Raw genomic sequence first — 15,110 nt, forward strand, 5'->3', positions numbered from 1 at the left:
GATATAACGATTTGGCATAGTTGGCGTTCTGGAGTTTATCATTGTCGATTTAGGCTGACGGAAATTAAAGAATACGGTCTTGCTTTTTATGAATTTGCTCTTTTGCCGTCGATCCTAAATCTCCCGAAAGCTTGTTATAGCAGGGATGTTCAACAAATGAAGAAACCGACTTCAGAAAAAGAGGGGCCGTGATGAACCACTAGGGTGGCAATTCATATGCCTAATTAATAATGTAGTCCTTAATTTATTCAATTTACAGCAGATTTCCAGCTCACTATAATCTAACATAGGAGGTGACAAAAAGGGGAAAATGTGAGCGCATGCACAAATAGAAAGCGCTTACCTTTCGCAACTATGAACGCCACTTTTTTTGGAGAGAGTAGAGTAGGCGTAACTTACAATTAATCATGTAACAATCAGGTGCCGACATAGGAAGATTCAACAAAATCCACGGAAAGATAGGTGAAGCAATTGAAAACAAAGCAAGTGCTTCGTAAAAGCATGAAGTATGCTTTTGCGCTATCACTCGTCGCAAGCAGCTTTCTACCAGGTGCAGGATTTACGGATAAAATACATGCAGAATCCCATGTGGACAATCCTTACCAAGGAGCGACAAAGTATATTAGCCCTGATTATGCGGCTAGTGTCGACACATCGATTGCCAAAATTACGGATGCCAATCTGAAAGCAAAAATGCAAACGGTCAAAACGTTCCCGACAGCCGTATGGCTTGATCGTATCGCTGCTATTAATGGCGGTGGAGGCAAGCTTGGTCTGGAAGCGCATTTGGACCAAGTATTGGCGCAAAAGAAAGGCAGCACACCGATCACGGCGGAATTTATTGTGTATGATCTGCCCGGACGGGATTGTCACGCCTTGGCTTCCAATGGTGAATTGCCGCTGACCCAGGCAGGTCTGGAAACCTATAAAAAGGATTATGTTGACAAAATTGCTTCTATTTTTGCAAATCCCAAATATAAGGATATTCGTATCGTAGCGATCATTGAACCAGATAGTTTGCCAAATCTGGTAACCAATCTGGATACTCCCCAATGTGCACAAGCCAAATCTACAGGGATATATGAAGCTGGAGTTAAGTACACAATGAATAAGCTGAACGAGATTCCGAATGTGTACAAATACGTTGATATCGGTCACTCTGGCTGGTTAGGTTGGGATAACAACCGTGCAGCAACGGTATCCCTGTTTACAACTATTTTCAAAGATACGAGCAAAGGACTGTCTAGCGTAGACGGCTTTATCTCGAATACAGCCAACAGTTCACCGCTGACAGAACCGAATCTACCTGATCCAAATCTGAATATCGGTGGACAGCCGATCAAATCGTCCAAGTACTATGAATGGAATCCTAATTTCGATGAATCGGATTTTGCAGAGTCATTGCATAGAGATTTTGTCAGCGCAGGCTGGCCGAGCTCACTCGGTATGTTAATTGATACAGGCCGTAATGGATGGGGAGGACCTAACCGTCCGACTTCCGCAGTCGGCAATGATATTAACTCCTATGTAAACTCAGGCCGTGTTGACAAACGCTCACACCGTGGTAACTGGTGTAATAACAGTGGAGCAGGTATGGGAACGCCGCCACAAACGGCTCCAGCTGGCCATATCGATGCCTATGTCTGGGCGAAACCTCCGGGTGATTCCGATGGTTCCAGCTCACTCATTCCGAACGATGAGGGTAAAGGCTTTGACCGTATGTGTGATCCTACCTATACAACCAAGGATGGCACATTAACAGATGCTTTACCGAATGCACCTATTTCAGGAGCATGGTTCCATGATCAGTTTGTGATGCTGGTACAAAATGCGTACCCTGCTATCGTGCCTTCCACTGGTGGTGTGGACCCAGCGCCTACAGCTCCGGCTGTACCGTCAGGCTTAAAGGCTGTTGTGGGCAATGCTCAAGTAACGCTGACTTGGAATGCGTCTACTGGTGCTGATAGCTACACGGTCAAACGTGCTACTAGCGAAGCAGGTCCTTTTACAGCCGTTGCGCCTCTTGTAACGGAAAGAGAGTACACGGATAAGGGACTGACGAACGGAACAACTTACTTCTATGTTGTAAGTGCTACGAATGCGAAAGGAACAAGTAAGGATTCCGCAGCGGTAAGCGCTGAACCTAAAGGTACACCGACTGATCCAACAGACCCTACAGATCCTACAGAACCAGCGGGTGATCTGGTTGTAATGTACCGGGCCGGGGACACCGATCCAGCGAATAACGCAGTCAAGCCTTTCTTTAACTTGAAAAATAAAGGAACAACACCTGTGAAGCTGAGTGAGCTGAAAATCCGTTACTATTTCACGAAAGATGGCAGCCAGGAGCTGCAATCTGCAGTAGACTATGCGCAAGTAGGTAATGATAACGTGCTGCGTACCTTTACTGACAACTATATTGAAATTGGTTTCAGTCCTGCTGCCGGTACGCTTGCTGCCGGAGCGCAAACAGGTGATATTCAGATCCGCATGAACAATAGCGACTGGTCCAACCTGGACGAATCCAATGATTACTCCTTCGATCCAACCAAAACCTCTTATGCAGAATGGAACAAAGCAACGTTGTTCCACAATGATAAGCTGGTGTGGGGAATCGAGCCTTAGGATTTGGTCAGAACATGTGCCCTTGAATGATTGAAAAGTATTAAAAGAAGGTTACGGCATCACTGTCGTAGCCTTTTTTACGTCTTCGAATAAAGAATTTGATGACCAAGGGAATAAGCATTGAAATTGTGTATAATGAAAAAAAGAATGCTGTTCTACTGTGGAGGGTCATCATGAGCAAAAAGTTAATCTTAGATGTAGATACTGGCATTGACGACGCGCTTGCTATTGCGTACGCGGTCCATTCGCCGGAATTGGAGCTACTCGGTATTACAACCACCTTTGGTAATATCTCGGTGGAGGAGGCAACACGTAACTCACTGATTCTGCTGGAAAAACTGGGGGTAGAGGCTCCGGTCGTGTCTGGCGCTCACAAGCCGTATGCTCGGGAGCTGTTCAAACCTTATTCCCGGCATATTCACGGCGAAGACGGTATTGGCAATCAGTTGAAAGGAGCACCCTCCCGTCAGGCTGCGTCTGGGGATGCCGCTGATTTTATAATCGGACAGGCTCGTCGCTATGAAGGCAAACTTACTCTGGTAGCTGTGGGACCGCTGACCAATCTTGCGATTGCATTGGATCGCTGTCCCGAATTACCCCAATTGCTTGACCGCCTGATCATCATGGGCGGTGCGGTCACAGTGAAAGGGAATGTAACTCCGACGGCTGAAGCGAATATTTACGCCGATCCAGAAGCCGCAGCCTATGTGCTGGGAGCGGGCTTTCCGCTTACGCTCGTTGGGCTGGACGTCACGATGCAAACACTGCTTCCACAGCAGGATGTGGACAAATGGCGTGAGCAAGGGACCGAGCTGGGTGCGTTTATGGCAGATATGACAGACTTTTATATGGAAGCTTATCTCAACTTCAGACCTGGTATTGCAGGCTGTGCTTTGCATGATCCACTGGCTGTAGGATTAGCGATAGATTCCAGCTTTGTGGAGACGCGTCCAATGCACATTGCCGTTGAGGTGGGCGATTCCACCGAGGTTGGTCGCACCCGTGAGGTGCAAAATGAGAACGAAGCTCAAGCACTGACTACGGTTGACGTGGCACTTAAAGTCGATGCGGAGCGATTTTTGCGTCATTTTCTTAGCCGGGTGGTATAAATTAGCCGGGTGGTATAAAAAAATAATTCAAAGATTGCCGATGAATCTGCATCGGCAATCTTTTGTGCATACATGTTTTAAGGGCTTTCATCTAGAGGTGGACTCACCGCTATAAAAATACCATATAATGTTATAATAGGTATAGTTAGATAAAACTGCCAGACTACAGAGGAGGAGATTGATTGTGTTTTCTGCTGCTCGACGACTACCTTTGCTGGAACATATGTATAATCATGCCCCGACAGGAATCGTGATTTTGTCGAGGGAAGGGAAGTGCCTGTACGTCAATCCCGCCTTTTGCAAAATGGTCGGATATGAGCAGGAGGAATTACTGGATATCCGATATTACCATCTCTTGTATAATGAGGCTCAGGATCAGCAAGGGTTGAGGGAGGCTTACGCAGGTTGGCTAAAGGCTACAGATCAAGTCTATAAGACAGAGCTGCGTTTGAAACATAAACGGGGAACATCCGTCTGGCTATCGCTGGAATTAACCATATTTGATGATGAGGCTACCGAACAATCTTATTTGATTGCGTATGCAATGGATATTACGGAGAAAAAAGATATGGAGCAGGTGCTCTCGGATAATGAGGATTTGTACATGCTGATTACGGAAAATACGCCGGATGTTATCTCATATAGCACGGCGGACGGCATACTCCAATATATTTCTCCTTCGGTGGAAAAACTCCTAGGCTATACAAAGCAGGAAATGCTCGGCAAAAAGCGGCTCCAATTTTACCATATCGAAGATGCCGATTACATGCGTGTACATGGAATGTTCAAGGAAACAGGCATCATGAAGCGGCGTGTACGTCATAAGGACGGGCATTATTTGTGGCTGGAAGTATCGTACCGTATTATTCGGGATGAACAGGGCAAGATCAAGCGAGTTCTATCCATCGGACGCAACATCACAGAGCGCCAGAAGAGCGAGGAGAATTTGGCAAAAGCTCAGCAGTTGGCGATGTTCGGCTCATGGGACTGGGATCTGGTCAACAATGTTATGCATTTCTCCAAGGAATTTCGTAGCATTTTTGGTTATCTTGTCAAGCCGGTTGAAACAAGTATTGACGCGCTCATGGCGGCTGTTCATCCAGAAGATACAGAGCGCATGAAACAGATTATCACCAACGTTATATTAAAGGGAGTTCACGAAGAAACCTTTTACCGGATTGTATTGCCCAATGGGGAACAAAAGGTACTGCGTTCAATCTGGGAAGCTGAAATGGACGAGCATGCAGGCAAGCCCGTTCAAGTGGTTGGTATGATCCAGGATGTTACAGAGCACCGGGAAATGGAGCAGCGTCTGCGCGAAAGTGAAAACCGTTATAGGTCACTGTTTCAGCATAATCCACTTGGGATATGCGCCGTGAATATGGAAGGTCATATCTTGAGTGTGAATCCGAGCTTGGTGGAGCTTACGGGTTATACGAGGGACGAACTGCTTGGGGCTGACATACTTATCATGGCTTCCTCTGAGGAACAGGACAAAATCAAGCGTCATATGGAACTGGCCAAGCAGGGTGAGACGCAAACCTATGAATCGGAATTCATACATAAGGAGGGGGAGCGTCTATTCATTAAGATGACGAATATCCCGATTTTCGTGCAAGAGGAAATTGTAGGCTGCTACGGGATTATAGAAAACGTTACCCCTCTCAAAAGCTACATTGCTCAAATTGAAAAACTTAGTAATGAGCATTCGCTTATTTTGAATGCCGTATCCGAAGGAATTGTGGGTTTAAGTAACGAAGGACATGTCCGCTTTATGAACCCGGCAGCTATCGAGATGTTCGGCGTAGGATCGGCTAATCCGCTGAATGGCGCATGCATAGATATGATCCGCCATGCTGACGAAATTGGTAGTCATTTTCCAGACGAACAGTCCTCTATTCTTCAAGCGATTCGAAGCGGAGCCTCTTATCAGGCTGAGGAAGCTGTATTTTGGAAAAAAGACGGGTCCAGCTTTCTGGCCTCCTATCGAATCAGTCCTTTGATGGATAATGGCGAGCGAAAAGGAGCTGTGATGGTTTTTGTAGACAGGACGAATGAAAAGGAGATCATTCGGGCCAAGGAGTCTGCCGAACGCGCCGATCGGGCCAAGTCAGAGTTTCTCTCTGTGATGAGTCATGAGCTCCGTACACCGATGAACGGCATTATAGGCATGGCAGGGTTACTGGCAGATACTGAATTGGATGAGGAGCAGCGTAGCTATATAGACATTATTACCAGCAGCAGCGGTGCTTTAATGCAGATATTGAACGAGATACTGGATTTGAGCAAAATCGAAGCTGGCAAAATGTCTTTGCTGCACGAATCCTTTGTGCTAGATGATGTGGTCGGCAGTGTGGCTGACCTATTCATGACGCAGGCTATGGAAAAAGGCATTGAGCTGGAATGGCATGTGGATCAGGAAATGCCAGGGATGCTGGTCGGTGATCATGTGCGTATTCGACAGGTGCTGGTGAATTTGGTGAGCAATGCGATCAAATTTACGGAGCGAGGGCGTGTAAATATCTTTGTGGAGAGAAAGGCTTACAGCCGTCGTAAAAATAGATGCCTGATTGAGTTCAGTGTAACGGATACTGGAATCGGTATTCCAGCAGACCGCCAGCATCTATTGTTTCAGCCTTTTTCCCAGCTTCATCCGGCACTGAACCGAAAATATGGAGGGACAGGACTGGGATTGTCCATCTGTAAAAACTTGGTTAAGCTGATGGGGGGTTCCATTGGTGTGGATAGCGATGAGGCCAGAGGAGCGACGTTCCGGTTCCAGCTGGATCTTAAGCTGCCAGAAGGTTCAACACTTGCGAATATAAGCCGTGATGAACCTTATGAGTCAAGGGAAGGCTAAAAAGCGATAACCGTGATGCATGATGCATCACGGTTATTTTTGTAAGGAATACCCAAAGAAAAGATTGACAAACTGTTCTAACTGTACTATCGTTAATAGTACAGTTAGAACAGTTAACCTATATAAATTGAAATTGAGCCAGTGTTGGAAGGAGGAAGTCCATGTTCGAGCTGGATATCCGCAGCCGCAAGCCGATCTACGAACAGCTTATGGACAGGGTAAAGGAAATGATCGTGTACGGATCGCTTCAGCAGGATGAGCAATTGCCTTCTGTAAGGGCATTGTCCGCTCAACTTACGGTGAATCCGAATACGATTCAGAAGGCGTATCGAGAGTTGGAACGAGAAGGATACATTTATTCCGTTCAAGGCAAAGGCAGCTTTGTCACGCCTACCCAGCAGCAGCCGCAACAAATCAAGCGAGATGAGATTCGGGCGGCATTGTTAAAACAAATGATCGAAGCTGTCCATTTCGGTTTTACACAGCAGGAAGTGGACGGCATATACGTGGAAGCTACACAAACAAAGGAAAGGGGGATGTCCCTTGATTGAATTAAGGGAAGTCACAAAGACATTTACAGAAGAAAAAGCTGTTGATCAGCTAGCCCTTACGGTAAAGAAGGGCTCCATTTTTGGACTGCTGGGCTCGAACGGAGCTGGGAAAACGACCTTGCTCAAAATTATTGCCGGGATTTACCGACCCGATGTTGGCAAGGTGTTAATCGGTGGACAGCCGGTATATGAGCAGCCTGAAGTCAAGCAGCACATTCTGTTTTTGCCGGATGCTCCCTATTTCTTCCCACAAGCGACAATTCGTCAGATGGCCCGGTTTTACCGCTCTATTTATCCAAGTTGGAGTGAAGAACGCTACACACAGCTAACAGGTATTTTTAAGCTGGACCCGAAGCGCAAACTTCACCGATTTTCCAAAGGGATGAAGCGTCAAGCCGCTTTTTTGCTTGCCTTGAGCTGTATGCCTGAGCTGCTGGTTTTGGATGAACCCATTGATGGTCTGGACCCCGTGATGCGCAGAATGATCAAAAATCTCTTGTTCCAAGAAACCGCTGCACGTGAGATGACCGTCGTAATTTCATCTCATAATTTGCGTGAGATTGAAGACATGTGTGATCATGTGGGCATTATGCACCAAGGACGGATGCTGTTGGAAAAAGAGGTCGACGACCTCAAATCTGATACGCATAAGGTGCAGGTTGCTTTTCGGGACAGCATGCATGAGGAAGCTGTCTGTGGCCAACTTTCGGTCGTACATAAGGAGCGGAGGGGCAGTGTTCTGCTGCTTATTATCCGGGGTGAGCGAGAGCGGATTGCAGAGACAATTGAAGCGTATGAGCCGCATGTATTCGATTTGTTGCCGCTGACGCTTGAGGAAATTTTCATTTATGAAATGGAGGACGCAGGTTATGACATCCAACCGATTCTTCTGTAGCGGCGGCGTAATTCGCCAATGCTTGACACAGCATGGCTGGATCGGTCTATTATACTTGGCGGGATTGCTGTTTACAGTACCGCTGCCATTGTTTGTGAGCATTGGTGATGAACAACCGCAAGTGGTTTTAAAAAGCTTGTTCGATAGCACAAACTCGGGTAATGAATTGCAAAAATTGATTTTAATGACCGTACCGGTGCTGGCAGGCGTGATGCTGCTTCGTTTTGTTCAGCGACAGGGGCCATCCGATTTGTATCATAGCCTACCTTTGCGTAGAGAGCATCTATTAACGGCACATTTCATTAGCGGTCTTATTCTTTTACTTGTACCTGTGTGGCTGACTGCGGGAGTAACTGCTTGGGTTAACACGTCAATCGAACTGCCTTATATTTTCCATATCCATGATATTGGATCGTGGGCTCTGGTCGTATCCGTCCTTACGATTTTCCTGTTTACCTTTACCGTGTTTGTAGGGACTTGTGTGGGACAATCGTTGCTACAGGCCGTAGTAGTGTATGTTTTGCTGCTATTGCCTCAGTTTCTATTCATGATGATGGGGCGTTTTCTGGAACGTAATTTATACGGTTATGTGCGGGTACGAGAAACCGTTGTCCAATATATTAACGGTTCGGAGTTTCGTAGTAATAATAATGTTTGGGAAAACTTATCGCCGTTTGTACGCATTGTGGAGAACTTGCCGCAGCGCGCCTTTTCCTACATAGAGCTACTTGCCTATTTAGGTATCTCTCTGCTGTTTGTCGCCTTGAGTTATGGTTTGTATCGTAAACGCTTGGTCGAAAAGGCGACTCAGGCCATAGCATTTCCTTTCTTACAGCCTTTGTTCAAGGCAGGGGTTATACTATGCGCCATGCTAGTACTAGGTGATTATTTTTATAATCCAGGTACAAGAGGAGTAAATTGGTCGATTTTTGGCTATACACTTGGAGCTATTTTAGGCTACATCGTTGTAGAGATGGTCATCCGCAAGACATGGCAAATTGTGCGTGTTCGTGCTTTGGTGGAAATGGTTGTTTACGGTGTGATCATGGGGCTGGTACTATATATCCCGATTTCAGGTTGGTTGGGTTATGAGGGACGGATTCCAACAGCTCACTCCGTAGAAAAGGTTTATGTGGGGCAAGAGGAGCCTCTAGGGGGAGATGCACAAACAGAAGCTTATTACTCCCAAGACAGGGCTTATATCGCCTCTGTGCTAAATTTACATCGTGAACTTGTACGTGCACATGCAGCTGGCGAGAAAACGTTGTCCAAAAACCTGGCCGTCGAATCGGCAGTCATAGTCTACCGTTTGGATGATGGTTCCACCATGACTCGCCGCTATACATTCCCGGAGAAGCCCTTCCGGACAGAACTGACTAAAGTGATGGAAGCAGAGCCTTACAAAATGGTGAGGTACAAGTTGGATAAGCTGCAAGGAAAAGCAGAGACGATTAATATCCAATCCGTAGATGATAATGAAAGACGAGTGGTTTTAACCAATCCCAAAGAAGCACGTGAATTTGAAGATATACTCAGAGAAGAAGTATTAAATATGAGTTATAGCGAAATGCAATCACATCGATATCCCCTAGGGAGTGTTTCTATTACAAACAAAGAGTCATCCTTTACCAATAACGAACCGAGCTGGACTCGTGAATTTTCATTTGATTGGCCGGCTTCCTATCACAAGCTTACAGGTTGGCTAGAGCAAAAGGGGTATGCGGATAAGGTGATCATTGATGCCAAGGATATTTTTTCGATACGGGCTGTTCCTATTATTACTGAAGAGCTTGAACCTTATCAACCCAATCAGTATATTGAAGACTATAAGCTATTTAAAAGCATCCAACAGAAGCATAAAGCAATAACGATTGAAGACCCGAAGCTGTGGAGCACTGTACTGGAAAATCGTAGATCTAATAGCTATACTCCAAATATGACGAAAGGCACTTACCTGGTTCAGGTCAAGATCAAACCTTTATTTAGTTCAGATCCCCATACACGCTATTACTATTTTACTCCGAACGATATGACACCGGAGCTTGCAAAGGCTTTACCAGCAATTCCTTAAGCCCACGATATGGCTATACAGGATGACAACTTCCCTCCGTTTGGCGATGCCGGGTTCGATCTTGTGCTGAATAAGCATGAGTCATTTTCGCCAACGGAGGTACGACGTATTTTGCACTTGTCTACTATTTTTAAAAGCCATTGAATGGCAGATTGCAGACTTTCAGCCAGAGAAATATATAGAACAGCTGTATGGTCTGTATTTGGATATCCAACGTGATGGGTACTGGGACGTGAAGCAGCACCGTTTTTTGATCCATGCCAGAGCGATATAAAGAAGATTCGATACCAAAAAGGTCCTTCCCGTGGGGAAGGCCTTTTTTGCCATAAGCATTAGGGTAAGAACAATATCAGAAGCCACATGGCGGTTGGCAGTGAAATACCAACGGCTATCGCTATATAGGGCAAGGGAGTTCGGAAGTAGTTTTTACAGTCCGCCTCCTTGTCCTTTTTCTCGTGATAGAACGCTACCTGGGTTGCAAAGCTGTGAAGTAGCTTGAGTGCTTCATCGCTTGGAATGTGCTGTAAGGAATGCCATAGATCATCATGTGCTTTTCGGAGCAAGGTTACATCAGATGTATGATTCGGGTGATCGGATAAGGACATTTTTTCCTCCTCTCGTATACTAATCTTTACCATAATTGTACAATGAAGAAGCAATGGCTTACAGTCTCATTTCATTCATTAGATATAGGGGGATGTACATGTCTGATCCAAAGAGAGTTATAACCAAGCTGGAAAAGGATGAGTCTGTGCGGATAGCATGGTTTTGGCCATGGCTGGGCGGTACGTTTATGTTTGGATTGTTTTCAGTCATGTTTAATGTAGTTTGGAGTATGGTTGTGGCACCCCAAGTGCAGCTTCTGCTGAGGCATGAAGGTGTCACAGATACAACTGTGTTTGTAATATTACTTCTATATGCATGGATTATCGGTCTCATTTTTGCAGCTTATGGTGCCTTGAGTGCGCGTATGTCTAGCATGGGCAAGCTTTCGCTGATGCTGACTGGGCTATTATCATTATTATGTGGGCTGTGGTTGTGGATTGTAGGCATACAAGGGTCTGGTGGCCAACCTGCTGAAGTGGGAGGGGCGTGGGAGCTCTTTTCACTCTATCACGCTTGGGCGGAGCCTGTGTTGGAGGTATTGGGGCCATATACACAGCATGGTGAAGTTTGGTTTCTACTGGCAGCACTGTTGCCGATAGCTGGCATGGTAGTAGGAGTTGGGGTGAATCGTTATCCAGCGCTAACCGACAAGAATGGTAAGGTGGATCATAGATGGCAATGGATTGTTGCCGCGATATCTGCTGCGCTCGTCATTGTGCTAACGATTACACTGATGCTTCCTCAACGCCCGTACATTGCAGAGAGGGATTTTCCGGTAGTAGACGGGGCTACGGCGGCCATTCCTTTTGCGCAGGATATGCTGCATGAACTGACTGGAATGAGCAAGGCGCGAGCGGCGCACGAGCTGAGATTCAACACGACCCATCAGGCATATGTCAATTTGATCGAAAAGAAGGCGGATCTGATCCTGGTGGCCGGTCCTTCCGATGAGGAACTGCGTCTGGCAAAAAGCCGGGGAATACAAATGAAGCTCACACCCATTGGGTGGGATGCCTTTATTTTTCTCGTACATCAAGACAATCCAGTTAACGGACTTTCTTCGGAGCAGGTACGCAGCATATATGAAGGATCTATTCGTAACTGGAGTGAAGTAGGGGGAAAGCATCAGCCGATCGTTGCTTATCAGCGGGAGGAGAATTCAGGAAGTCAAACATATATGCAAAAGAAAGTGATGAAAGGTCATGACATGGCTGAACCTCCTCGGGAACTCCGAATTGGTATAATGGGTGAAATGATTAATGCAGTTGCTGATTTTAACAAGGATCACAATGCGCTCGGTTATTCATTTTATTATTTCGCAAATGTGATGCATAATCGTCAAGAGGTCAAATTTTTATCTATTGATGGAGTGAAGCCCGACAAAGAACACATTCGTTCGAAACAATATCCATTCACAGCTCAACTGTTTGTAGTTACACGCGAAGGTGAGAAACCAAGCCCTTCGATGCAACGATTACTCGAATGGCTGCAAAGCGAAGCAGGAACCCGGGCCATCGAAAAAGGCGACTTTGTTCCTGTAAACTCGTAATCCTGTAACACTGGTTTGCATTCTGTCCATTCCGTATATTCACCTTAAGAGTGAAACGAAGACAGCAGGGTAATACATAGAATATACATGGCTGTGAATACAATACCCGCACAGCCATGTATATCACCAACATAAGGGGATGAACGAAAATGAAGAAAAAAACATCGGTCTGGGTGCTTTTACTCGCCGTAGCCATAGTGACAGCGGGGTGTGAAACAGGCTCGGAAACAGAACAAACGGCTCAAAATCAAAATGAGCAAAAGGGTGTCACCTCGGCACAAGCGAATGGTTCAGGAACCACTGTGGATACGCCGAAAACAGGAGGACAAGCAACCACAGACACTACGATAGCGAAGGTCCGCATGGACAATATTACCGCGCTGCGTTTGATCGACGGCCAATCCGGCTGGATCGGCGGAAATGGCTGGATTGCCCGAACGGACGCGGCTGCATCCGGTTCAGTCGGATCGACGTGGAATGTGCAATATCAGGGCCAAGGTACGGTTCAGCAGATTTTTGCCTTGAACGGGCAGCAGGCCTGGGCTGTTATGGCAGACAGCGGGTCGCTGCTGGCCACTCGCGATGGCGGCAAACGCTGGGAGGTTGTCGGGACTGTACCTGAGCAAGGGCAAGCGGGCTTTTTACACTTTGTATCATCCAAGGAAGGGTTCAGTGGCAACCAATATACGAAGGATGGCGGGCAAAGTTGGTCCTCGCTCCCCGTGCCTGGCCACTTGATAGGACAGCCATATTACCATGATCAGCAAAACGGCTGGGCAGTTACGCAGGACACAGACCGTTCGTTTCAGATTTTACACACGGTTAACGGGGGCCAAAAGTGGACTACTGTCATGTCACGGACAACGGAGGCGCCTCTAAATGGGGCCATTATTCGTTCGGTAGAACGTGGCAACGCATGGATTGAGCTGGTTGGCGATACGGGGATGAATCAGACGTCGTATTCGCTTTGGCATACTGCCGATAGTGGACAAAGCTGGCGTGCTGTGCTGGCGAATGCCACTGCTGGCGGCGGTCCGGCACCAGGTATTAGCCAGCAAGACAACCAGGTTCCTAAAAATGAAGGGGCTGCACCAGGTATGCTCTATGCGGTTAATAGCAGTACCGCATGGATGGGCGGTTACTGCGCACCGTGCGACAAGCCCAATACCATCGGCTGGACGACTGACGGCGGCAAGACGTGGAACAATGGCAAGCAAGGCTTTGACGGTTATGGTGGTCAGCAAATCGGGATGGCAAATGCCAAGGAAGGCTGGGCTATTTTCTCGGATTCAGAGCAGGCCCCAGTCATGTATACCACCTCGGATGGTGGACAGCATTGGACGCAGAGCCATGTATTTGACAAGCCTGTGGCATCAGGCTCCTAAGGAGGGAATGCATATGAGCCAACATAAGAAAAGTGTGATTACCTGGACTGACGGTCGTGAAGTGCCGCTAATCGGGCAGGGCACGTGGCATATGGGTGAAAAAGCGTCACTCCGCCAGGAAGAAGTGCGCGCGCTTCAACTTGGCTTGGAGCTGGGCATGACGCTGGTGGACACGGCTGAAATGTATGCGGAGGGCGGCGCAGAAGAGATCGTCGGAGAGGCCATTCGGGGTCGCCGGGATGATGTCTATCTTGTTAGCAAGGCGTATCCTCATCATGCGGACCGCCAAGGACTGGCTCAAGCGTGCGAAGCGAGCCTAACCCGAATGGGAACGGAGTACGTGGACATGTATTTGTTGCATTGGCGTGGGAATATTCCGCTGGAAGAGACGATACAAGGCATGGAAAAACTGCGTGAGCAGGGCAAAATCCGCAGCTGGGGAGTGTCCAATCTGGACAAGTCCGACATGGAGGAGCTTTGGAGCCTAAGTGGAGGCGAAGCCTGCGCTGTCAACCAAGTGCTGTATCACGCAGCTTCGCGGGGCATCGAATATGATCTGCTACCTTGGAGCCGTACGCATGGGATGCCTGTGATGGCCTATTGCCCGATTGCCCAAGGTGGCCGCCTGCGACGGGGGCTGTTGGAGCATCCTGTTATGGTAGACATTGCTGCCAGCCACGGGGTAACTCCATCCCAAATTGCGCTTGCGTGGGTCATACGGGACGGTGATGTCTGGGCAATTCCGAAGGCGGTGCAGGAATCGCATGTACGAGAAAATGCAGCGGCAGCAAGTATTCAGCTCACTCCTGAACAACTTCAACAAATAGACGAAGTTTTTCCTCCGCCAACGCGGAAGCAGCCGCTGGATATGGTTTGAGGAAGGAGGAGCCCATGACAGAGCGAGAGACAGAACTGCATGAGGTAGATGATCATCTGGATTATGGATTATCCGTTGTATTCATCGGCTTTAATCCCAGCTTGAAATCAGGCGAGGTAGGACATCATTATGCGAATCCGCGCAACCGATTTTGGCGCATACTGGAGGGAGCAGGCTTGACACCTCGCTTGTACGATCCATCGGAAGATCGGGAGCTGCTGAAGCTGGGCTTCGGCTTTACGAACATTGTTTCCCGTCCCACGAGGGGAGTAGAGGATATTGCACGCGAGGAATACGCCGAAGGACGTCTGAAGCTATACGAGAAGCTAAAGGAATACCGCCCGAAGGTTGCTTGCTTTGTCGGCAAAGGCGTGTACACCGAATACAGTAAAAAATCCAAAGTGAATTGGGGATTTCAGCCTGAACCGCTCATTCCCGAGATGCATGAATTTGTGGCACCTTCGTCTAGTGGACTGGTGCGCATGTCGCTGGAAGAAATCACAGATATTTATCGCCATCTCCAAACGTTCCTTTCGTCAGAAATCGTCTGAAATGCAGTAAGCACGGTGAATACAGCTAGCA

General features: G+C 47.4%; 12 protein-coding genes. 11 read left to right on the forward strand and 1 reads right to left on the reverse strand.

Features of this window, described 5'->3' with window-relative positions; genetic code table 11:
• Positions 1-462: 462 nt before the first annotated feature.
• From ACYCSE_RS14515 to ACYCSE_RS14545, 7 genes are all read left to right on the forward strand, one after another.
• Positions 463-2,625: a glycoside hydrolase family 6 protein gene (locus tag ACYCSE_RS14515; protein ID WP_459698487.1), complete on the forward strand. Its 2,163-nt coding sequence runs from the start codon at positions 463-465 to the stop codon at positions 2,623-2,625.
• Positions 2,626-2,798: 173 nt separating this feature from the next.
• Positions 2,799-3,734: a nucleoside hydrolase gene (locus tag ACYCSE_RS14520; protein ID WP_459698488.1), complete on the forward strand. Its 936-nt coding sequence runs from the start codon at positions 2,799-2,801 to the stop codon at positions 3,732-3,734.
• Between the two features lie 184 nt (positions 3,735-3,918).
• Entirely contained in the window at positions 3,919-6,594 is a 2,676-nt protein-coding gene (locus ACYCSE_RS14525; protein ID WP_459698489.1) for a PAS domain S-box protein, read from the forward strand.
• Positions 6,595-6,755: 161 nt separating this feature from the next.
• Positions 6,756-7,145 carry a GntR family transcriptional regulator gene (locus ACYCSE_RS14530; RefSeq protein WP_235307495.1) on the forward strand — a complete coding sequence of 130 codons (390 nt, stop codon included), beginning with the start codon at positions 6,756-6,758 and terminating at the stop codon, positions 7,143-7,145.
• On the forward strand, positions 7,138-8,040 hold the full coding sequence (locus ACYCSE_RS14535; protein ID WP_061831055.1) for an ABC transporter ATP-binding protein: 903 nt from the start codon (positions 7,138-7,140) through the stop codon (positions 8,038-8,040). The genes ACYCSE_RS14530 and ACYCSE_RS14535 overlap by 8 nt, the downstream gene beginning before the upstream one ends.
• Entirely contained in the window at positions 8,015-10,111 is a 2,097-nt protein-coding gene (locus ACYCSE_RS14540) for a multidrug ABC transporter permease (protein WP_459698490.1), read from the forward strand. The genes ACYCSE_RS14535 and ACYCSE_RS14540 overlap by 26 nt, the downstream gene beginning before the upstream one ends.
• Positions 10,112-10,187: 76 nt before the next feature.
• Positions 10,188-10,385, forward strand: coding sequence for a hypothetical protein (locus ACYCSE_RS14545; RefSeq protein ID WP_459698491.1), 198 nt, complete (start codon positions 10,188-10,190; stop codon positions 10,383-10,385).
• Positions 10,386-10,443: 58 nt separating this feature from the next.
• Here ACYCSE_RS14545 and ACYCSE_RS14550 read toward each other — a convergent pair whose 3' ends face one another.
• Positions 10,444-10,716, reverse strand: coding sequence for a hypothetical protein (locus ACYCSE_RS14550; RefSeq protein ID WP_322173414.1), 273 nt, complete (start codon positions 10,714-10,716; stop codon positions 10,444-10,446).
• A 98-nt stretch (positions 10,717-10,814) separates the two neighbouring features.
• Here ACYCSE_RS14550 and ACYCSE_RS14555 point away from each other — a divergent pair, with 98 nt between their 5' ends.
• The 4 genes from ACYCSE_RS14555 to ACYCSE_RS14570 all read left to right on the forward strand — a co-directional run bounded on the left by ACYCSE_RS14555 (position 10,815) and on the right by ACYCSE_RS14570 (position 15,079).
• Entirely contained in the window at positions 10,815-12,266 is a 1,452-nt protein-coding gene (locus ACYCSE_RS14555) for a PstS family phosphate ABC transporter substrate-binding protein (RefSeq protein WP_459698492.1), read from the forward strand.
• Positions 12,267-12,415: 149 nt separating this feature from the next.
• Positions 12,416-13,651: a WD40/YVTN/BNR-like repeat-containing protein gene (locus tag ACYCSE_RS14560; RefSeq protein WP_459698493.1), complete on the forward strand. Its 1,236-nt coding sequence runs from the start codon at positions 12,416-12,418 to the stop codon at positions 13,649-13,651.
• A 13-nt stretch (positions 13,652-13,664) separates the two neighbouring features.
• Complete coding sequence (locus tag ACYCSE_RS14565) at positions 13,665-14,528, forward strand: aldo/keto reductase (protein ID WP_459698494.1); 864 nt, start codon at positions 13,665-13,667, stop codon at positions 14,526-14,528.
• Between the two features lie 14 nt (positions 14,529-14,542).
• The gene (locus ACYCSE_RS14570) at positions 14,543-15,079 is read left to right on the forward strand and encodes a mismatch-specific DNA-glycosylase (protein WP_069291258.1); all 537 of its coding nucleotides are present in this window, start codon (positions 14,543-14,545) and stop codon (positions 15,077-15,079) included.
• Positions 15,080-15,110: the final 31 nt, after the last annotated feature.

This window comes from Paenibacillus sp. SEL1, assembly GCF_054602535.1.